The following is a 19,436-nucleotide window of genomic DNA, read 5'->3' on the forward strand; positions in this document are numbered from 1 at the left end:
ACGGGGGACGAGCCGGATGATCCCGCTCACTGTCGGCACCACGGTAGATACACCGGAACGACCCGCCATCATCGACGGCTCGCGCTTCAACAGGCACACGTTCTGGTGCGGCCAGAGCGGCTCGGGCAAGACCTACGCGCTGGGCGTGGTGCTGGAGCAGTTGCTGCTCCACACCGAGCTGCCCGTTGCCGTGCTCGACCCGAACGCCGACTTCGTGGAGCTGGCGCACACACGCGACGGATCCGACGGAGACGCGGCCGAGCGGTGGGAGGGCTTCGACATCCGCGTGCTGCACTCCAGCACGCCGCGGGAGCCGCAGGTGCGCATCCGCTTCATCGACCTCAGCGTTCGCTCGAAGGGAGCCGTCGGCCGGCTCGACCCCATCGCGGACGCGGAGGAGTTCAACGCGCTGCTGCATCTGGAGGCGCGGCCGGAGCACTTCGAGCGCGGGACGTTCCTCAGCTCGCTGCTCGAGGCGGACGACCCCGCCCACCGGCGGCTCGGGCTGCGCATCGACAACCTGCAGATCCTCGACTGGCCGCTGTGGGCCATGGGCGGTGGATCCGCGGCCTCGGTCGTCGACGAGCGGCCGCGCGCCACCGTGCTCGATCTGGGCGGCTTCTCTCACCCCGGGGAGCCGCAGGCGGCGGCGCTCGGCATCCTCGAACAGCTGTGGGAGCGTCGGATGGAACGGCGGCCGCTCCTGATCGTCATCGACGAGGCGCACAACTTCTGCCCGCCGGTCGCTCGCACCACGGTGGAGGCGCAGCTCACCGAGCAGCTCATCCAGATCGCCGCGGAGGGCCGCAAGTTCGGGCTGTGGCTGTTCCTGTCGACGCAGCGGCCGACCAAGATCCACCCGAACGTGCTCTCCCAGTGCGACAACCTCGGCCTGATGCGCATGAACTCGCCGCGCGACCTCGCGGAGCTGGCCGAGGTCTTCGGCTTCGTTCCGCACCACCTGCTGGAGCAGTCGCCGACCTTCCGCAAGGGCGAGGCGCTCTTCGCGGGCGCGTTCACCGAGGAGCCGCAGCTGGTCCGCATCGGCCGTCGCCTGACCGCCGAGGGCGGCGGCGACCTGTCCGTGCAGGGCAGCGGGGTCTAGCCCGGCGTCTCGTCCCCGGGGCGTCGCGGGTTCGCGACGCCCCGCTCCCCACTACTTCTGCGCGTGCTGCTGCTTGCGCTCCGTCTTCCGTTCGACGGCTTGCTCCTTCATCAGCTCGCGCGTGTGCGTGAGGTCGCCGATGATCGGCCGCCACAGGCGGGATCTCGGGTCGGAGTCGACGAGCACCGCGCGGACGAGCAATGTCAGCGGGATCGCCAGGATGGCGCCGATCGGGCCGAGGACCACGGCCCAGAACAGCACGGAGAAGAAGGTCAGCGTCTGGCTGAGGGCGACGGCGTTGCCGACCACCTTCGGCTGGACGATCGACTGCACGACGGCGTTGATCACCCCGTAGATCACGATGATGGCCACGACCGTGCCCCACCCGCCGGTCAGGAACCCGAAGACGAGCGGCGGCACGATGGCGATGAAGTAGCCGACGTTCGGGATGAAGCTGCATAGGAAGGACAGGATCGCCCACAGCAGAGCGGCCGGGACTCCGAGCAGCCACAACGCCACCCCGTTGATCACGCCCTGCACGATGCCGAGCAGCGTGGTGACCACCATGTACCGGCGCACCGAGTGCGCGAAGCCGCCGAACGCGTAGACCAGGTTCGGCCGGGTCGGCTGCAGCTGTCGCAGCAGGGTCGGCGTGTATGCGGCATCCGCCGGCATGAGGATGAGCATCGTCAGCACGATCACCAGGAACGCGACCAGCCCCAGCGCATTGCCGAGGAGGCCGCCGAAGAACGACAGGAAGGTTCCCGGATCGAAACCCGCCTTGATCTGCTGCACCTGCTGCTGCCCGACGCCGATGCTCTGCAGCCAGTTCGTGAATTCCGTCCCAAGCTGCTGGAGCTGCGGCTTGTACTGCGGGAGCATCCCGATGAACTGCGCGGTCGCGATCCACAGCACGGCGATGAACCCGGCGAGGAGGGCGAACACGGTCAGGCCGACCGCGCCCGTGGCGAGGCCCTGCGGGGTGCCGTGGCGCTCCAGCCAGACCCGCACCGGCTGGGCGCAGATGGTCAGGACGAGCGCGAGCAGGGTCGGGGCGAGGATGCCGCCGATCGCGGCCATCCCGAACGAGATCACCACACCGGCCGCCAGGCCGAGCAGGATGCGCACGCCGCGCCCCATGCCACCGGCCGGCCCCAGTTCGGTGTCCGGGTCGACGGGTTCCGCCGGTGCGACGGGGTGCTTGCGCCTGCGCGAGAAGGGCCAGCGGGTCCGGTGGTCGGGCTCCGCCGGGGCCGAGGGCGGTGCCGGGATGGGGGCATCCTGGGTCATGAGCCGCTCCATTTCTGCGTCAAGAGCCGCGAAGCGGCCCGCGTGTGCGCCGGCTCATCCGCCGGGAGGGCGTGGCCGGACCGGACGCGACGCGGCAGTCGTCTGGCGACTGCTGCGCCGCGCCCGTTCGTCACGACGAACGCCCGACCGCGGGGGTCAGACCGTCGGCGCTGCCGGCGGCGGTGTCGCCGGTCCGGCCGGTGCGGCGGGTGCCGCGGGTGCCGCTGCGGAGGCGGCCGGAGCCGACCCGCCCGTCGCACCGTGGCTGCTGAGTGCGTGCGCCTTCAGGTGCGCGAACTCCTCGGGAGTGATCGCGCCGCTGTCGAGCAGCGCTTTCGCCTTGGCGATCTCGTCCGCTGGGCTCGATCCGGCGACCTGCCGGATGTAGTCGTCCGTGGCCGCTTGATACTGCCTGGCTTCCTTCTGGTTGCGCTCCGCCATGCCGGGGCCGCGGGCGATCAGGTACACCAGCGCCGTCAGGAAGGGCACGAAGATCAGGAAGATGATCCACAGCGCCTTCCACCACCCGTTCAGCTTGTGATCACGGAACAGATCGCTGATGATCGCGAACAGTGCGAACAGATAGGCCACGAAGGCGAAGCTCCAGAAGAAGAGCCAGATGACGCTCCAGAAGTTGCTCCAGTCCATGTTCGGTTTCCCCTCTCCACTCCAGCTCGGCGAGCCTGGATGTGGGCTGAGAGTAACGCCGCACCTGTTCGCGCGGCTAGACATATTCCGCGGCTGATGCCGAACTGCCGCCGGGGTCAGGAGAGGGCGTCGAGCTCCACGGTGAGGCGGTCGACGATCTCGGAGGCCAGGTAGCCGAGCCGGCCGACACTCGCGGCGAGCGAGTCGCCCGCCGAAGCGTGCAGGTAGGTGCCCCACACGGCGGCCTGGAGAGGGTCGGCGCCGCGCGCGGCAAGCCCGGCGATCGCGCCGGCCAGCGCATCCCCGCTGCCGGAGGTGCCGAGGCCGGGGTCCCCGTTGCCGACGGTCAGCAACCGGCCGTCGGGGGAGGCGACCCGTCCGAAACAGCTCACGGTCGCGCGGTAGCGGCGGGCGAGTTCGAAAGTGTCGGCATCCAGGTCGTCGGTGTCCCGGCCGAGCAGCCGCGCCGCCTCCTCGGTGTTGGGAGTGAGGATGCGCGGGACGTTTCCGACCAGCCGCGGATGCCCGGCGAGGGCTCCGAGGGCGTAGGCGTCGAGGACGAGCACGGTGTCGTGGCCTGCGGCGTGTGCGGCGCGGGGCAGCATCCGGGCGGTCTCCGCAGCGTCGTCCAGTCCCGGCCCGATGAGGACGGCGTCTGCGGACGCCAGGTCGGCGGCCGCGGCGCGGACACCGGCACCGCGCACGCTTCCGGACGAGGTCTCGGGAAGGGGCACGACGCCGCACTCCGGCAGGGCCACGGCGACCGGGGCGGCGACGGACGCGCCGACCGCGAGCGTCAGCCTCCCGGCTCCGACCCGCAGGGCCGCACGCCCGGCGAGCAAGGCGGCGCCGGGGGAGCGCAGGGCACCGCCGACCACGAGCACCTCGCCACGGGACCGCTTGGATCCGGACGGCTGGGGCAGCGGCCAGGCGCGCAGCAGCTTGGGGGTGACGCGCTCCGGTGCGGGCGTCGTCGTGCGCTCACGCATCGGTGCGCGCCTGGCCGGGGTGCTGGGTGGCAGGGAGCCCGGCCACCGCGAGGTGGGCGTCGTCGGCGAATGCCCGCAACGTCCACTCGGCGCCGTCGCCGGTCAACTCGGTGACCGAGGCGTTCGCGACGGGATGCGTCAGCAGGTGCTCGGCGAGCTGCCCCTCGGTCATGCGCAGCAGCACGTACAGGAAAAGACTGACCACGGCGTCGTGGGCGAAAACGACGACCGTGCCGGTCTCCGGGAGATCGCGCAGGAACGAGCGGATGCGCAGCGCCACATCCGTCCACGCCTCGCCGCCCGGCGGGCGGTAGTAGAACTTGCCCGCCCAGCGCCGGCGCTCGGCCTCCAGCGGAAGCCGCCGCTCCACCCCGAGGGCGGTGAGGCGGTCGAGGATGCCGAGCTCGCGGTCGCGCAGGCGCTCGTCGAGCCGCAGCGGCACCTCCTCGCCGAGCGCGAACCGGGCGGTCTGGATGGCACGACGGTAGGGCGAGCTGAACAGAACGGCGTCCGACGGGAGTGCGTCGCGAAGCCGGGCGCCGAGGGCGGCGGCCTGCAGCTCGCCGAGCGGCGAGAGCGTGATGTCGGGGTCGCGCGCCTCGACGGAGATCACTTCGGCTCCGGCCACCTCCGCGGCGGCCGCGGCGACGTTCGCCGTGCTCTCGCCGTGCCGGATCAGGAGCAGGGTGCGAGCGGTCATGCCCTGGACTGTACGCCCGCCCAGTCGAGCACGCGCAAGGCCCGCAGCGTGTTCCAACGGCTGGGCTCGCCGATCTCCTCGAGCGGGATGGCCGGCCGTCCCGGCAGCAGCCGTTCGAGCGTCCAGCGACCGTCCGGTCCGCGGCGGGAGAGCACGGCCTCGACCGCTTCGGCGATGCGCTCGGCGATCCAGCCCTCGGCCGTGAGGCCGGAGGCGCGCAGGTGGTCGAGTCCGCGCAGCACGTCGTAATGCCAGTAATAAGGGAAGGAGAAGCGCAGCCACTGCTCGTCGATCAGCTCGCCGGTGGACCGGCGCCGCATCATCCCGCGCACCAGCAGGTAATCCTGACCGCGCTTCAGCGGATCGTCCAGATCGGTGCGCCCGGTCGCATCGCGATAGGCGGCGAGGCCCTCCACGACGCAGATCGTGCTGTGGAACGAGCCGGGCGCATCCTTCGTCTCGGCGTAGCAGTTCCACCCGCCGTCGGTCTGCTGGCCGTCGAGCAGCTTCTCGACGAGAACGTCCGCGGGCCGGCCGAGCGCCGCCGCCGCGGTGAGCACCCGGCCGTTGATGCACGGCTCGACCTCTCCGTCGAAGAACGGGCTGTCATCCCACTCCTCGCCCCAGTCGACGTTGGCGGCCACGCGGTCGATGGCTTCGCGCGTCCGCTCGCCCTCCGCGCCGAACAGCCCGAGCAGCAGCACGATGCTGTCGGTGGCGTCGCGGTCCTCCGGCTTCCACACCGTGCCGCCCCACGTCCCGCGGTCGTCCTGGCGGCGCAGCAGCTCGGCGCCCCAGCCATCCCGCTCGACGCGGGAGCGCTCCTCGGCCACCTCGTCCGCCGGCGCTCCGAGCAGATCCTGCAGTGTCTGCCAGCGGATGGCGGGGTCGCCCTCCAGCAGCCAGCGGATGACCGCGTCGTCCCGGCTCCATCGCGCTTCGCCCACGCGGCCAGGCTACTCCCGCGGTGTCGCGGCGGCGAACGACTGGGTGCCCAGCACACCGAGCAGCGCCAGCTTCTCGGCGGCCTCGGTGCGCGGAGCGGCCGTCAGCACCAGCAGGCACTGCGACTGGTCCTCGGTGAACAACGCCTGGCAGTCGAGCTCGATCGCGCCGAGTTCGGGATGGAGGAGGGTCTTGTGGTCCTCGAAGCGACGGGCGACCTCGTGACGCTCCCACAGCTCCGCGAACTCCGGGCTCTCCGCCAGCAGCGCCCGGACCAGCTCGCCGGCGCGCGAGCGCGGACCGAGCGCCCCGTACGCATCCCGCAGCGAGGCGACCTGTGCGCGGCTCTGGCGGGCGCGGTCCTCCTCCGGGTACTGCGCTCGCGCGTTGTCGGGATCGGTGAACCAGCGGTAGTACTCGCTGCGGGCGAGACCCGTGTAACCGGAGCGGTCGCCGAGCAGCGCGACCGCCATGCGGTTCTGGACGAGCGTCTCGCCGAGATTGGAGAGCACCAGCGCGGGGGTGTCCTCGAGCCGGTCGAGCACACGCTGCAGCGCGGGGGAGACGTGGCCGCCGCCGGAGAACCGGTCGGGGGTGTTGTGACCCGCGACCCGGTACAGGTAGTCGCGCTCGTCGTCGGTGAGGCGGAGCGCCCGGGCGAGCGACGACAGCATCTGCTCGCTGGGCTGCGGGCCTCGGCGCTGCTCCAGGCGCGTGTAGTAGTCGGTGGACATCGCGGCGAGCAGGGCGACCTCCTCGCGACGGAGCCCGGGCGCGCGACGGCGGAGTCCGTTCGGGAGTCCGACGTCCTCCGGGCGCAGCGTCTCGCGGTGGCGGCGCAGGAAGTCGGCGAGTGCAGCACGGTCCATCCCTCCATGATGACGCCGACCGCTGCCGCGAACCAGGGATCGGCGATCCCTGGATGACCGCTCCACTTCCTCGCCTGGCACGGCGCTCGCACAGTGGAGGCATGAACATCACAGGGAACACCGTCTTCATCTCCGGCGCCACCAGCGGCATCGGGCTCGCCCTCGCCGTGGCTCTGCACGAGCGCGGCAACTCCGTCATCGTCGGCGGCCGACGCACCGAGCTGCTCGAGCGGATCGCCGCGGAGCACCCCGGCATCGACACCGTCCGGATCGACACCGCGGACGCCGAGAGCATCCGCACCGCGTCCGCCGAGGTGCTGGCCTCTCATCCCGACCTCAACGTGCTGATCGCGATGGCCGGAATCATGCGCGTCGAGGACTGGCACACGCCCGCCGGATTCCTCGACTCCGCCGAGTCGGTCGTGACCACCAACGTCCTCGGGCCGATCCGGCTGATCGCTTCCTTCGTCGAGCACCTGCAGACCCGCCCGGATGCGACCATCATCACCGTGTCGTCCGGTCTGGCGTTCACGCCGCTCGCGGCGACGCCCAGCTACAACGCCAGCAAGGCAGCCATCCACATGCTCAGCGAGAGCATCCGGCTGCAGCTGGCCGACACGTCCGTGCGGATCGTGGAGCTGGAGCCTCCGGCGGTGCGCACGGGCCTCCTGCCCGGTCAGGAGGAGAGCGAGTTCGCCATGCCGCTCGACGAGTTCGTCGGCGAGGTCATGACGCTCATCGAGACGCAGCCCGACGCGAAGGAGCTCCAGGTGGAGCGCGTGAAGTTCCTGCGCTACGGCGAAGCGCGCGGCGACTACGACCGTGTGGTCGAGGTGCTCAATGCATCCGACCCGCACGGCAAGGACGCGGCGGCCTGACCGGGCGCTGGCGGGCGGTCAATCGCGGGTGACCGTCAGCCCCAGCCACGCGGCCAGGTCGTCGATTGCGGCATCGACGGCGTCGCGCGTGCTGGGGCCGAACGGCTCGTCCTCGTGGACCGCGGCGACGCGCAGCACTCCGGCCTTCCGGTCCGCCGCGGCGTCGAGCTTGCCGACCAGGCGGTCCTCGTGCAGGATCGGCAACGCGAAGTAGCCCCAGCGGCGCTTCGCGGCCGGTTTGTACATCTCCAGCAGGTACTCGAACCCGAACAGCTCCTGCGACCGCACCCGGTCGTGGATGAGCCGATCGAAGGGCGACAGCAGCGCCGTGCGGCCGGCGAACGGGTGCCCGACAGCGGCGGGATCGACCCGCCACTCCCGGTCGCTGCCCTCGACGCGCACGGGGACGCCCGCGTCTCCGACGAGCTGCGGACGGGCGATGCCGAGCGCGCGCAGGCGGCGCTCGTCGCGCAGCCGGGTCGCCTCCGGTTCCGGGATGACGTCGATGCCGGTCGGGTACACCCGTTCGGCGAGGTCCCACGTGCGCTGGCGGCCGATCCGCCCGGCGACGGCGACCTCGCCCAGACCCTGCAGCAGTTCCAGCATGTGGGTGACGTTCTTCTCGTGCGTCCATCCACTCGACTGCCAGGGCACCTCCGCCGTGTCCGGGATGTCCTTCGAGAGCAGGGGACCCGCGTCGCGCAGCCGGTCGAGCACGTCGCGCCGGAACCTCGGGTTCGCTTCGAGCCACGCCCGCCACCCGCGGTGGATGGGACCGGCCGCCATCCGGTCCAGGTTCAGCCCGAGATCGGTCACCGGGCGGACCATGGCGAACGGAGGCTGCACAGGGTCGTCCTGCGCCTTCAGCTCATACAGGGTGCGGTCATGCTCGACCGCCTCGGCGAGTTGCTCCGGTCGATACGACGCCCCGAGTCGCGTGAAGGCGATCAGGTCCGCACTCGGGGCGATGGCGGCGGTCGGGTCGAGCTGCAGGAAGGTCAGGTGCTCGACCAGCGGGACGAGGCCGACCGGCCGTTCGGCGTCGAGCCGTTGCGCGCGCACCGCGATGCGGCGCGCCTCATCGCGATCCAGCATCTCCGTCATGGCTACGGCGATCTCGCAGCGCTCAGCGGTCCGCGAGCTCTGCCAGGAGCGCGCCCAGCTCCGACGGCCGGGTGAACATCGGCCAGTGCCCGGTCGGCAGTTCCACCACGTCCCAACATTCCAGGCGGCCCACCTCGGCCACGGCCGGCTCGCCGCCATCGATCCACGAGCGCAGGTCGGCAGGAGTGAACTCGCACGCGACGATGGTGGCCGGCACCGCGCGCCGGTGGGCGTCGTCGGCGAGCTCGATCGGTCCGGCGACGACGTCGGCCGGTTCCGGCACGGCTATCCGGCGGAACTCGTCGCGCTGCTCGTCGGTCAGGTCAATGAGGTCGGCGTCCTCGAAGTCCTCCCAGTCGGGAAGCTCGACCTGGCCGTCGGCCGCCGGTAGGTCGGGTGCGACGGTCCCGCCGGGCCCGAGCGGCCAGGAGTCGACGTACACCGTGCGCGCGATGCGATCCGGACGCTCGCCGGTCGCCGCATAGGCCAGGGGACCGCCGCCGGAATGACCGACGAGCACCACATCCCGCTCGTCGCCGCCCAGCTCGTCGATGGCGCGCACGATCGCGTCCACATGGTCGCGCACACGGATGCGGCTGCGGTCGGTATCGCGGGACTCGAGGCCGGGAAGCGTCAGCGGATGCGCCGTGTGGCCCGCACTCTCGATGGCCGGGATCACCTCCCGCCATGCGTCGGCGCCGAGCCAGAAACCGGGGACGAGAACCATCTGCATGGGGCGACGCTACCGCGGGGCACCGACATAGGGGCAGGGGCCGCGCATTCATAGCAGGGCGAGCCGCCCCACGATCTTGTCGACGCGGTTTCGCGGACCCACAACGCTCACGGCGTAGTAGGGGAGGGCGTCGGATGCTGTCCCGGCGACCGTCTCGAGGTACTCGTCGTAGACCCGCGTCAGCTGCGCGGCGGCGGGCATGTCCGCAACGAAGACGCCCTCCGATGCGGCCGCCTTCGCCCGGATCGCCGCCAGCTGCTCACCGCTTGCGCGAAGCACCGAGCATCCCGCCCAGGGGAGCCCGGGATGCGTGCTGCCGTCCGCATCCACCGCGTCCGGTCCGAGCAGCCCGGTGACGCCCGCAGCCGTCGCCGCTGCGGTACAGATCGCCGCGTTGGCCGCGATGCCCGTCGGAAGGGACTCGTCGACGACGACGACCCACTTCAGGCGCGCCGCGCGCGTGGGCGCCGCCGTGTCCACTTCGTCGGGCTGGAAGCCGACCTGATCCGCCATTCGTTGTCCTTTCGTTCGGTGGGATGGGGCCGAAGCTACAGAATCCAAGGAGGCAGCGCTTGAACTCCGAACTTCGTTCGGCGAGTGCTCTATCTTGGGCGTCATGGACGAACTTGATCGGGCGATCCTGCGCGAACTGCAGTCGGATGCACGGAAGAGCAATCGCGACGTCGCCGCGGCCGTCGGCGTCTCGCCGAGCACCGCGTTGGAACGGACGCGGGCGCTCCGGCGCAGGGGAATCATCCGCGGGGCCGTGCTCGATGTCGACCTCGCATCCATCGGACGGCCCGTTCAAGCACTCATCGCCGTGCGCATCCGCCCGCCGTCCCGGCCGGTCATCGAGGGGTTCCGCGACTGGGTGGCGTCCCTACCGGAGACCCTCGGCGTCTTCGTCACGAGCGGCAACGAGGACTTCATCGTCCACGTCGCCGTCGCCGACAACGACAGCCTGTATGCGTTCGTGATCGACAGGCTGACGCAGCGCCGGGAGATCGCCGACGTGCGCACCAGCGTCGTCTACGAGCACCTCCGTAACGGGAGCCCGGAGCCGGTGGACTGAATCCGCGCGCGGGCTACGATGTGCGGCACCGCATCCTTCCGAGAGAGGAACAACGCATGCCCGCACTCACCGACACCTTCACCCTGTCGAACGGCGTCACCATCCCGAAGATCGGGTTCGGCACCTGGCAGATCCCGGACGGCTCCGAGACGTACGACTCGGTCCGCACCGCTCTCGACGCGGGCTACCGGCACATCGACACCGCGCGCGCCTACGGCAACGAGGCCAGCGTCGGCCGCGCGGTCCGCGACAGCGGCATCCCGCGCGAAGAGCTCTTCATCACCACCAAGTGCCCCGCCGAGGTCAAGGATGCGGACGGCGCCCGGCACGCCTTCGACCGGTCCACCGCGCTGCTCGACCTCGGCCCGGTCGACCTCTATCTCATCCACGCGCCGTGGCCGTGGAACGCGATCGGCAGCGACCACCGGGCCGGGAACATCGAGGTGTGGAAGGTCTTCGAGGAGCTCTACGAGCAGGGGCGCACCCGCTCGATCGGCGTCAGCAACTTCGAAGTCGCCGACCTCGAGTCGCTGATCGACGCCACCGAGGTGGTGCCGCACGCGAACCAGATCCGCTGGTTCGTCGGGAACACCCAGCCCGAGACGACGGCGTACAGCAAGGAGCACGACATCCTCGTCGAGGGCTACTCGCCGCTCGCGACCGGGCGCCTGCTCGACAACCGCGACATCAAGGAGATCGCCGACAAGTACGGCAAGTCGGTGGCCCAGGTGAGCATCCGCTACCTGCTGCAGAAGGACATCCTGCCGCTGCCGAAGTCGACGACCCCCGAGCGCATCCGCGAGAACGCCGACGTCGACTTCGAGCTGTCGGCAGAGGATGTGGCCGCGCTCGACGCCCTCGATTCGGGTGAGTGACGCGTCGGGGAGGCTTCGGGCATGACGGAAACGGACACACGGGAATAAGGCCGTCCCTCCTGCGTTGGACTTGAGTGCACAAGGCTCAACTTTCAGAAACAGGAGAACACGTGCCTGAGAACTTCACTCCCGACGGTGACGGCGCCAACTCGTTCGACGAGTTCCTCGCCCGGTACCTCGCGGGTGAGCGTGCGCGTAACGCACGCTCCATCGACATCAGCCGCTTCCTCAGCCGGCGCACCCAGGAGATCCTGGCGGAGGCCGGACGGTTCGCGCTGCAGCACGGCCACAGCGAGCTCGACGCGCTGCACGTGCTGCGCGTGATGGCCGAGCAGGAGCCGGCCGCCGACGCCATGCGCCGCATCGGCGTCGACCCCTCCCGGGTGGCCGAGGCCGCCGAGTCGCGCCTGCCCGCCGCGGGCGACGTGATCCAGGCGGACGGCGCCTCCATCACCGGGCCGCTCCAGCGCGCCCTCTTCCACGCGTACCAGGTGGCGCAGGCCTCCGGTTCGACCTACATCGACCCCGAGCACGTCTTCTTCGCGCTCGTGATCGGGCGGGACGCCCCGGCCGGTCGCGTGCTGCAGGCCGCCGGCGTGACGCCGGAGGCCCTCACCGAGGCGATGCGTCAGAGCACCACCGTCGGCGCCGGCCAGCCCGGCGACCCGGACGCTGCGCAGGACGACTCGCAGACCCCGATGCTCGACCAGTTCGGCACCGACCTGACCGCGCTCGCCCGCGACGGCAAGCTCGACCCGGTGATCGGACGCCTGGACGAGATCGAGCAGACCGTCGAGATCCTCTCCCGCCGCACCAAGAACAACCCGGTGCTGGTCGGTGAGGCCGGCGTCGGCAAGACCGCGATCGTCGAGGGCCTCGCTCGCGCGATCGTCTCCGGCGACGTGCCCGAGCAGCTGCAGGACAAGAAGGTCGTCTCGCTCGACCTGGCCGGCATGGTCGCGGGGACCCGGTACCGCGGCGACTTCGAAGAGCGGCTCACCAAGCTCATGGACGAGATCAGCGACGGCAAGGACGAGCTGATCGTGTTCATCGACGAGTTGCACACCGTGGTCGGCGCCGGAGGGTCCGGCGAGTCCGGCGGGATGGACGCGGGTAACATCCTGAAGCCGCGCCTGGCCCGCGGCGACCTGCACCTGGTCGGCACGACGACGCTCAAGGAGTACCGCCGCATCGAGAAGGACCCGGCGCTCGAGCGCCGCTTCCAGCCGGTGACGGTCGGCGAGCCGTCGGTGGAGGACGCGGTCCTCATCCTCGACGGCCTCCGCGGCGCATACGAGGAGCACCACGGCGTGACCTACACGGCCGACGCGATCCGCGCCGCCGTGGAGCTCTCCGACCGGTACATCTCCGACCGCTTCCTGCCCGACAAGGCCATCGACCTGATCGACCAGGCGGGCGCGCGTCTGCGCCTGTCGCTGGGCAAGCGCGTCGACACGTCCGCTCTGATGGAACGCCTGGCCACGCTGGAGTCCGAGAAGAACTCCGCCGTCGCGGCCGAGCACTACGAGGAGGCGTCGCGTCTGCGTGACGAGATCGAGGCCGTACAGCGTTCGCTGGACGAGCTCGGTTCCGCTCCGCGGGTCGAGGCCGTCGTCGGCGAGCCCGAGATCGCGGCCATCGTGTCCCGGTCGACCGGCATCCCGGTGTCGCGCATCGGTGAGGCCGACCGTGAGCGCCTCGCGCGTCTCGAGTCGGAGCTGCACCACCGCGTGATCGGTCAGGACGACGCGGTCGTCGCGGTCGCGAAGGCCGTCCGCCGCAACCGCACCGGCCTCGGTGACGAGCGCCGCCCGGTCGGCAGCTTCCTCTTCCTCGGCCCGACGGGCGTGGGGAAGACCGAGCTGGCCAAGTCGCTCGCGTCGTCGCTGTTCGGCGACGAGAAGGCGATGCTGCGCTTCGACATGAGCGAGTTCGGCGAGCGCCACACGGTCGCGCGTCTGGTCGGCGCCCCTCCCGGGTACGTCGGCTACGACGAGGCCGGTCAGCTGACCGAGCGCGTGCGCCGCAACCCGTACTCGGTGGTGCTGTTCGACGAGATCGAGAAGGCTCACCCGGACGTGTTCAACCTGCTGCTGCAGGTGCTCGACGACGGCCGCCTCACCGACGGCCAGGGCCGGACGGTCGATTTCCGCAACACGGTCGTCATCATGACCTCCAACCTGGGTTCGGAGTTCCTGGCGTCGCGGAGCGGCGCGCTCGGCTTCGTCCCGGCGGGCTCTGACGGCTTCTCCTCGGAGAAGGACATCCGCGACCGGGTCATGGGCAAGCTGCGCGAGGCCATGCGCCCCGAGTTCCTGAACCGCATCGACGAGATCGTGCTGTTCCGGAAGCTGGATGCCGAGCAGCTCCGCGACATCGTCCGCCTGCTGCTCACCGCGACGGCCTCCCGGCTGTCCGCCCGCGACATCGCCTTCGAGGCGACGGATGCGGCGGTCGCCTGGATCGCCGACGCCGGCTACGAGCCGGAGTACGGCGCCCGCCCGCTCCGCCGCGTCATCCAGCGCGAGGTCGACGACCGCATCGCCGAGCTCATGGTCAGCGGCGAGCTCTCCGGGGGCGGCCGCGTGATCGTGGACGCCGAGGCCGGCGACCTGCGGGTCGCCGCGGCTCCCGCGGCACTCCCGCTCGCGGCGTAACCCGCCCCGCACCGACAGAAGGCGCCGACCCACCCGGGTCGGCGCCTTCTGGTTGAACCGGGCAGCCTACGCGTAGCGCCGTACAGAGGCGCGGATGTCCTCGGCGTAGCCGTAGATCTCGTCCAGAGACGCCAGCTCATGGCGGCTTTCGTTCTTGTCCTCGTCAAAAAGCCCGAGGTACTTCTTGGACTTCCCGTTGAAGTGAAGCCTCGCGATGGGCTTCCGGTTGTTGTCGTCGAGGAGGACCGCGAAGTACGACTTCGAGTCTCTTTGCGAAACTCGCTGCGGCTTGACTTCGCTGCACGCGATGGCCTTGATGATCTGGTAACCCTCAAGCTCTTCGAGGGTGGTCTCAATCTCGGTGTCGCGGTTCAGGTCGTCCTCTGCCGCTGGCTGGCTCGAGACGCTCTCGCCCGGAGCTGGCTCCACAGACGCATAGCTCGCGCCCCCGAGTGCCGTCTTCAGGCGCTCGTTTGCTTGGTCGTTGAGGAACTGCTTCGTGGCTTTCGTCACGAGTGGGGTGAACTGGTCGCGCACGCGCTGGGTGATGACCCCGTCGTAGACCCGGCTGATGAAGAACCGGATCCACTCGTCCTCCGGCTCGCGGAACTGCGTGGCAAGCACGCGCTTGATCTGACCGATGTACTTGAGTTCGCCCGCCGCGTTGATGACGGACTCCAGATCGAACGAGTCTTTTGTGAGTTTCCGGAGCTCGGCGATAAGCGTCTCGTCGATATCCAGCAGGTCGAGTACCAGGAACGGCTTGTCGTCCATCCGGTTCGGAGCGTCGAGGTCTGTGTAGAACTGGTAGACCTGGCCGTTCGTCAGCACTGCGACTCGTGCGTTGGTCACCGCGAAGTAGCGGAAGAGCTGTGATGCATTTTCGATCGTCAGCGGCTCTGTCGATTTCTTGGCTTCGATGAGCATCTGCACTTCACCATCTCGAACGATGGCGTAGTCGATCTTTTCGCCCTTCTTGATTCCGACGTCGGCCGTGAACTCCGGGACGACCTCCAGCGGGTCGAAGACGTCGTAGCCCAGCACGTTCGAGATGAACGGCATGACGAACGCGTTCTTCGTCGCTTCCTCTGTGTGAATGGCCTCTCGTTGGTTGGCGACCTTCTGCGCCATCGCAGCCAGGACTTCTGCAAACTCCATGTGGAACTCCCCGATTGAATCTCACAGAGACACTAGCGATGGGCAGCCCGCGGGCGGACTTACGTGGCCCTATTGGCACCCCAACTGGGGGCGACTCGCCCGAAGCACGCGCGATCCCACCCCGCCACGACATCCAGTTGACGCAACACGCCGTCCGCCTCTCTGGCGCTACGGCGTGTTGCGCCAACTAGGGGCGGCGGGGCGGGATGTGCGCATCCTGAACGTCTCCAAAGCGACGCACATCCAAACCCCTGGACTCATCCAGGGTCGGCTGGTTTGTTGGAAGGCGTGCCCGCATCCGATCGACCCCGCAATCCCCGCCTGGCCGCCATCGACGAGCGGCTGGAGCCCGTCAAGCGCTTCGAGTTGAAGCCTGCACGCACCCGCGGCGGGCTCATCGCGCAGTTCCTCGGCCTCGCGCTCGTCGCAGCCGTGCTCAGCTCCCTGTTCGTGCTGCCCGGTTTCCTGGGAATCGGCGTGACGGCGGCGGCCGGCGCCAGCGACTTCAACGCGCTCCCGGCGGACCTGCACATCCAGCAGTTCGCGCAGAACTCGACGGTGTACGCGAAGCAGGGCGGTCAGGATGTGCCGATCGCCACGTTCTACGCCCAGAACAGGCAGGACGTCACCTGGGACCAGATCGCCCAGACCGTGAAGGATGCGACCGTCTCCGCCGAGGACCCTCGTTTCTACACCGAGGGGGCCGTCGACATCTGGGGCACCCTGCGCGGCGCCGTCTCCACGGTCGCGGGCGGTGACGTGCAGGGCGGGTCGTCGATCACGCAGCAGTACGTGAAGAACGTCGAAGTGGAGAAGTGCGAGGCGCTCACCAGCCAGAAGAAGGTGCAGGCCTGCTACGCCGACGCCGCCGGAGTGACCCTCCAGCGCAAGGTGCAGGAGATGCGCTACGCGGTCGAGGTGGAGAAGACCTACAGCAAGAAGGACATCCTCACCGGCTACCTCAACGTCGTCGGCTTCGGCGGCCAGGTGTACGGCGTCCAGGCCGCTGCCCAGTACTACTTCAACACCACCGCCGCCAAGCTGGATCTGGCCCAGGCGGCCACGCTCGCCGCCATCCTGAACAACCCGGCCAACCTGCGCATCGACCAGCCGGACAGCAAGGACAACGGCGCCGCCAACGGCTACAAGCTCACCAAGGAGCGGCGCGACTACGTGCTCGACCGCATGTACATCACGCACACGATCACGAAACAGCAGCGCGACGCGGCGAAGGCCACGCCCATCCAGCCGGCGATCACGCCGACGACCCAGGGATGCGCGGCGGCGCAGCAGTACAACGCCGCGTTCTTCTGCGACTACGTGCGCGACGTGATCCTCACCGACCCCGCGTACGGCGCGACGGCGGACGACCGCTGGCAGACCCTCAACCGCGGTGGCCTGAAGATCTACACCACCCTCAACCTCGACCTGCAGCAGGTGGCACAGGCCTCCCTCAGCAAGTACATCCCCGGCTCCCGTCCGGGCATCGACCTGGGCGCGAGCAACGTGGCGCTGGAGCTGGGCACCGGCCGCATCGTGACCATGGTGCAGAACCGCAGCTTCAACAACACGGACACACCCATCGACGGCACGACGGCCGTGAACTACAACACGGACGAGGACTACGGCGGATCGCAGGGCTTCCAGACCGGGTCGACGTTCAAGGCCTTCGACCTCGCGGCGTGGCTGGAGGCCGGGCACAGCCTCTACGAGACGGTGAACGCCTCGCAGCACGTCTTCCCGACCTCCGACTTCACCAACACCTGCGCGAACATCGACGGCCCCGACTGGCCGGTGACCAACGACGAGGGATCGGCCAGCCGGCTCTCGGTGATGGCCGCGACCGCCGAATCGGTCAACACCGCCTTCGCCGAGATGGGCACGAAGGTCGACCTGTGCTCGATCGTGAACGCGGCGAAGGGGCTCGGCGTGCATCCCGCCTCGAAGAGCAACCCGTGGGTACAGACGCCGTCGATGATCCTCGGGACCAACTACATCTCGCCGCTGACGATGGCCACCGCGTACGCGGGCATCGCCAACAACGGCGTGGTCTGCACGCCTGTTGCGATCGACCGGGTGGTGAACGCCGACGGCAGCGACCACAAGGTCAGCAAGACCACCTGCACGCAGGGCCTCAAGCCGGAGATCGCAGCGGGCGTGACCTACGCGCTGGAGGGCGTCATCAAGGGCGGGGGGACGGCGGCGAGCGCCAACCCGTACGACGACATCCCGATCATGGCCAAGACCGGCACCACCGACGACTCGCTGGAGAACTGGCTCATCACATCCACCACCAAGGTCGCGACGGCCACGTGGGTCGGGAACGTCTCGGGCTCGACGCCCCTCCGCTCGCTGTACTTCAAGGGCATCGGGGGCGGCAACGTGAAGTTCTCGATCGCCAAGCCGATCCTGAAGGCCCTGAACGCGGCGTACGGCGGCGGCGACTTCACCGAGCCGACGGACGCCGTGCTCTACGGCGAGCAGATCACGATGCCGGATGTGACGGGCAAGGCCCCGGACGTCGCGCAGAAGCTGCTCGAGGGCCTCGGTCTCGACGTGACCGTCGACTCCGCGCCCGTGCCCAGCGACCAGCCGGCCGGGACGGTCGCCTCGAGCGACCCCGCCGCCGGTGCATCGCTCGAGGACGGGGACTCGGTGACGCTTACGATCAGCAACGGGCAGGGCGGTGCCGCGACGGGCAACCCGACGCCGGGTGGCGGCAGCACGCCGACGCCCACGTCGCCGGGGAAGAAGAAGGGCGGCTGAGCCGAGACCTGAGAGGCGGCCGGGGTGGATGCGTTCAGCCGGCCGGGCGTGCGGGGTCGGGCGCGGCCTCGGCCTCGTCGCCGCGCCACGCGGTGAGGATGCGGCCTCGCAGCGCATTCGAGCGCTCGGCGAATGCGCGCTGCCGACGCACGTATTCGGCCTTCCCCTCGGGCGTCTCGATGGCGACCGGCTCGGCGCCCCACGGCCGCATGTCGTAGGGCGAGGCCTGCATGTCGAGAAGCCGGATGTCGCGGGCCAGCTCGAACGCATCGAGCAGCAGCTCACCGGGCACCAGCGGGCCGAGCTTCATCGCCCACTTGTAGACATCCATCCCGGCATGCAGGCATCCCGGCTGTTCCAGCTCCGGCTGCGTCTCGCGCGTTGGCGCGAACCGGTTGAGCGGCACCGCGTCCGGGGTGAAGAAGCGGAACGCGTCGATGTGGGTGCAGCGCAGCTCGTGCGAGTCGACCACGGCATCCGTCGCATCCTGGCCGAGACGCAACGGCACGGGATGCCGGTGCTCGTCCTGCCGGTAGACCATCGCCCACTCGTGCAGACCGAAGCAGCCGAACCGTCCCGGCCGCGCGGCCGTCGAGCGGAGGATGCGCTCGACGCCGCGCAGCAGTGTCGCCTTCTCGTGCTCCAGGCCGACGCGGTCGACGACGAGTGAGCCGGGCACCGACCCGGCTGTGTACCAGCGCCAGGCGGCACGCGGATCCTGGTCCGCTCCCTCCAGCTCGACACCCGGGCCCGGATGCCAGCGGCGCAGCTGCGCAGGCGCGTACGAGTAGTAGGTGAACAGGAAGTCCCACACCGGGTGCTTCTCGCCGCGTGCCGCCCGTTCGCGGTGCGCGGCGGTCAGCGCGTCGGCGCGCTCGATGTGCGCCTTCTCGCGCGACCGCCACTCCGACTCCGCCAGCCGGGTGGGCGGCAGCGTCGGGCGCTCGGCGAGGGAGAGGGTCACCCTTCGAGAATACGTTCCAGCGGGTTGTCGCGGAGCTTCCGCTGCACCCCGCCGTCGACGAGCCGGCGGGCCGACGTGTCCGGCTTGCGCTCGGCCTGGTCGGCGACGCACGAGCCGAACTCGGCGGCCAGCTCCAGCCGCGGGTACGCGGTCACCACCTCGCGCAGGAACTCCGCCGGAAGCTCACCGTCGCGCGCCCCGGAGATGTCGAGGGCGGTCGCGATCTCGAGCAGGTGCCCTTCGACATCCATCGCCGGGTCGACCTCCGGCCAGTTGTGCCGCACGATGACCTCGTGGGCGCGCACGCGGCGGTCGGCCGGCCATCCCGCGCCCGCGGTGAGGGCGATGGCGACGTGACCGGCGGCATCCTCGTAGGCGAGCGTGTTGTTGTCGAACTCGGGCGCGATGCCGAGGTCGTGGAGCAGTGCCGACACGTAGAGCAGCTCGTGATCGGGCTCGAACCCGCGCACGGCCGCGAACGCCTCCGCCCAGAGCCACGAGCGCTGCACGTGGTTCAGCAGCGAGGGCGTGTGGTACTCGGTCGCGATCTCGAGGGCCGCGCGGGAGGCGTTGGTGTCGGGGCGGGGGAAGTCGGCGATGCGCATGTGTTCATCCTGCCGGATGGCAAGCGGATGCGGGCCACCGGCGTCACGATCGCCCACTTTCACCGTCGGTACGTGTGT

General features: G+C 70.0%; 18 protein-coding genes. 6 read left to right on the top strand and 12 right to left on the bottom strand.

What is annotated here, in order from left to right; all coding sequences use genetic code 11:
- Window positions 1-16: 16 nt before the first annotated feature.
- Window positions 17-1,105, top strand: a complete 1,089-nt coding sequence (locus tag AXZ95_RS06770; RefSeq protein ID WP_018190267.1) for an ATP-binding protein — start codon at window positions 17-19, stop codon at window positions 1,103-1,105.
- Window positions 1,106-1,156: 51 nt separating this feature from the next.
- Here AXZ95_RS06770 and AXZ95_RS06775 read toward each other — a convergent pair whose 3' ends face one another.
- The 6 genes from AXZ95_RS06775 to AXZ95_RS06800 form a co-directional block, all read right to left on the bottom strand.
- Window positions 1,157-2,395, bottom strand: a complete 1,239-nt coding sequence (locus tag AXZ95_RS06775; RefSeq protein ID WP_018190268.1) for an AI-2E family transporter — start codon at window positions 2,393-2,395, stop codon at window positions 1,157-1,159.
- A gap of 156 nt (window positions 2,396-2,551) precedes the next feature.
- A complete protein-coding gene (locus tag AXZ95_RS06780; protein ID WP_018190269.1) occupies window positions 2,552-3,043 on the bottom strand; it encodes an SHOCT domain-containing protein in 492 nt (163 codons plus the stop codon).
- Between the two features lie 116 nt (window positions 3,044-3,159).
- The gene (locus AXZ95_RS06785) at window positions 3,160-4,032 is read right to left on the bottom strand and encodes an NAD(P)H-hydrate dehydratase (RefSeq protein WP_018190270.1); all 873 of its coding nucleotides are present in this window, start codon (window positions 4,030-4,032) and stop codon (window positions 3,160-3,162) included.
- Window positions 4,025-4,732, bottom strand: a complete 708-nt coding sequence (locus AXZ95_RS06790) for a histidine phosphatase family protein (protein ID WP_018190271.1) — start codon at window positions 4,730-4,732, stop codon at window positions 4,025-4,027. The genes AXZ95_RS06785 and AXZ95_RS06790 overlap by 8 nt, the downstream gene beginning before the upstream one ends.
- Complete coding sequence (locus AXZ95_RS06795) at window positions 4,729-5,679, bottom strand: hypothetical protein (RefSeq protein ID WP_018190272.1); 951 nt, start codon at window positions 5,677-5,679, stop codon at window positions 4,729-4,731. The genes AXZ95_RS06790 and AXZ95_RS06795 overlap by 4 nt, the downstream gene beginning before the upstream one ends.
- Window positions 5,680-5,688: 9 nt before the next feature.
- Window positions 5,689-6,546, bottom strand: coding sequence for a helix-turn-helix transcriptional regulator (locus tag AXZ95_RS06800; protein WP_018190273.1), 858 nt, complete (start codon window positions 6,544-6,546; stop codon window positions 5,689-5,691).
- A gap of 101 nt (window positions 6,547-6,647) precedes the next feature.
- On the opposite strand from AXZ95_RS06800, the gene AXZ95_RS06805 reads away from it, so the two are divergent.
- Window positions 6,648-7,424, top strand: a complete 777-nt coding sequence (locus AXZ95_RS06805; RefSeq protein WP_018190274.1) for an SDR family NAD(P)-dependent oxidoreductase — start codon at window positions 6,648-6,650, stop codon at window positions 7,422-7,424.
- A gap of 18 nt (window positions 7,425-7,442) precedes the next feature.
- Here AXZ95_RS06805 and AXZ95_RS06810 read toward each other — a convergent pair whose 3' ends face one another.
- From AXZ95_RS06810 to AXZ95_RS06820, 3 genes are read right to left on the bottom strand one after another with little or no spacing between them, the layout of a single operon-like run.
- Entirely contained in the window at window positions 7,443-8,528 is a 1,086-nt protein-coding gene (locus AXZ95_RS06810; protein WP_018190275.1) for a crosslink repair DNA glycosylase YcaQ family protein, read from the bottom strand.
- 22 nt (window positions 8,529-8,550) lie between these two features.
- Window positions 8,551-9,261, bottom strand: a complete 711-nt coding sequence (locus AXZ95_RS06815) for an alpha/beta fold hydrolase (RefSeq protein ID WP_018190276.1) — start codon at window positions 9,259-9,261, stop codon at window positions 8,551-8,553.
- A 48-nt stretch (window positions 9,262-9,309) separates the two neighbouring features.
- Entirely contained in the window at window positions 9,310-9,774 is a 465-nt protein-coding gene (locus AXZ95_RS06820; RefSeq protein ID WP_018190277.1) for a DUF2000 domain-containing protein, read from the bottom strand.
- 103 nt (window positions 9,775-9,877) lie between these two features.
- Between AXZ95_RS06820 and AXZ95_RS06825 the strand changes: the two genes are divergently transcribed.
- The 3 genes from AXZ95_RS06825 (at window position 9,878) to AXZ95_RS06835 (ending at window position 13,865) form a co-directional block, all read left to right on the top strand.
- Window positions 9,878-10,333, top strand: coding sequence for an Lrp/AsnC family transcriptional regulator (locus tag AXZ95_RS06825; protein ID WP_018190278.1), 456 nt, complete (start codon window positions 9,878-9,880; stop codon window positions 10,331-10,333).
- Window positions 10,334-10,389: 56 nt separating this feature from the next.
- Window positions 10,390-11,208, top strand: a complete 819-nt coding sequence (locus tag AXZ95_RS06830; protein ID WP_018190279.1) for an aldo/keto reductase — start codon at window positions 10,390-10,392, stop codon at window positions 11,206-11,208.
- A gap of 110 nt (window positions 11,209-11,318) precedes the next feature.
- On the top strand, window positions 11,319-13,865 hold the full coding sequence (locus tag AXZ95_RS06835; protein WP_018190280.1) for an ATP-dependent Clp protease ATP-binding subunit: 2,547 nt from the start codon (window positions 11,319-11,321) through the stop codon (window positions 13,863-13,865).
- 66 nt (window positions 13,866-13,931) lie between these two features.
- Here the strand turns inward: AXZ95_RS06835 and AXZ95_RS06840 are convergent, their stop codons facing one another.
- Window positions 13,932-15,023 (bottom strand): type I restriction endonuclease, encoded by a 1,092-nt coding sequence (locus AXZ95_RS06840; RefSeq protein WP_026307107.1) that lies wholly within the window; start codon window positions 15,021-15,023, stop codon window positions 13,932-13,934.
- Window positions 15,024-15,311: 288 nt separating this feature from the next.
- Here AXZ95_RS06840 and AXZ95_RS06845 point away from each other — a divergent pair, with 288 nt between their 5' ends.
- On the top strand, window positions 15,312-17,789 hold the full coding sequence (locus AXZ95_RS06845; protein ID WP_018190282.1) for a transglycosylase domain-containing protein: 2,478 nt from the start codon (window positions 15,312-15,314) through the stop codon (window positions 17,787-17,789).
- 34 nt (window positions 17,790-17,823) lie between these two features.
- On the opposite strand, the gene AXZ95_RS06850 is transcribed toward AXZ95_RS06845, so the two are convergent.
- Together AXZ95_RS06850 and AXZ95_RS06855 are read right to left on the bottom strand one after the other, a co-directional pair.
- Window positions 17,824-18,753 carry a hypothetical protein gene (locus AXZ95_RS06850; RefSeq protein ID WP_018190283.1) on the bottom strand — a complete coding sequence of 310 codons (930 nt, stop codon included), beginning with the start codon at window positions 18,751-18,753 and terminating at the stop codon, window positions 17,824-17,826.
- Entirely contained in the window at window positions 18,750-19,358 is a 609-nt protein-coding gene (locus tag AXZ95_RS06855; RefSeq protein ID WP_018190284.1) for an HD domain-containing protein, read from the bottom strand. The genes AXZ95_RS06850 and AXZ95_RS06855 overlap by 4 nt, the downstream gene beginning before the upstream one ends.
- Between the last annotated feature and the right edge of the window lie 78 nt (window positions 19,359-19,436).

Source organism: Leifsonia sp. 115AMFTsu3.1 (assembly GCF_004362795.1).
Classification (GTDB): Bacteria; Actinomycetota; Actinomycetes; order Actinomycetales; family Microbacteriaceae; genus Leifsonia.

Excerpts from the sequence above, each read along its gene's own strand:
- AXZ95_RS06775 (WP_018190268.1), bottom strand. The coding sequence starts at position 2,395 with ATGACCCAGGATGCCCCCATCCCGGCACCGCCCTCGGCCCCGGCGGAG.
- AXZ95_RS06790 (WP_018190271.1), bottom strand. The coding sequence starts at position 4,732 with ATGACCGCTCGCACCCTGCTCCTGATCCGGCACGGCGAGAGCACGGCG.
- AXZ95_RS06815 (WP_018190276.1), bottom strand. The coding sequence starts at position 9,261 with ATGCAGATGGTTCTCGTCCCCGGTTTCTGGCTCGGCGCCGACGCATGG.
- AXZ95_RS06825 (WP_018190278.1), top strand. The coding sequence starts at position 9,878 with ATGGACGAACTTGATCGGGCGATCCTGCGCGAACTGCAGTCGGATGCA.
- AXZ95_RS06855 (WP_018190284.1), bottom strand. The coding sequence starts at position 19,358 with ATGCGCATCGCCGACTTCCCCCGCCCCGACACCAACGCCTCCCGCGCG.
- AXZ95_RS06840 (WP_026307107.1), bottom strand. The coding sequence starts at position 15,023 with ATGGAGTTTGCAGAAGTCCTGGCTGCGATGGCGCAGAAGGTCGCCAAC.
- AXZ95_RS06830 (WP_018190279.1), top strand. The coding sequence starts at position 10,390 with ATGCCCGCACTCACCGACACCTTCACCCTGTCGAACGGCGTCACCATC.
- AXZ95_RS06805 (WP_018190274.1), top strand. The coding sequence starts at position 6,648 with ATGAACATCACAGGGAACACCGTCTTCATCTCCGGCGCCACCAGCGGC.
- AXZ95_RS06780 (WP_018190269.1), bottom strand. The coding sequence starts at position 3,043 with ATGGACTGGAGCAACTTCTGGAGCGTCATCTGGCTCTTCTTCTGGAGC.
- AXZ95_RS06785 (WP_018190270.1), bottom strand. The coding sequence starts at position 4,032 with ATGCGTGAGCGCACGACGACGCCCGCACCGGAGCGCGTCACCCCCAAG.
- AXZ95_RS06800 (WP_018190273.1), bottom strand. The coding sequence starts at position 6,546 with ATGGACCGTGCTGCACTCGCCGACTTCCTGCGCCGCCACCGCGAGACG.
- AXZ95_RS06770 (WP_018190267.1), top strand. The coding sequence starts at position 17 with ATGATCCCGCTCACTGTCGGCACCACGGTAGATACACCGGAACGACCC.
- AXZ95_RS06820 (WP_018190277.1), bottom strand. The coding sequence starts at position 9,774 with ATGGCGGATCAGGTCGGCTTCCAGCCCGACGAAGTGGACACGGCGGCG.
- AXZ95_RS06810 (WP_018190275.1), bottom strand. The coding sequence starts at position 8,528 with ATGACGGAGATGCTGGATCGCGATGAGGCGCGCCGCATCGCGGTGCGC.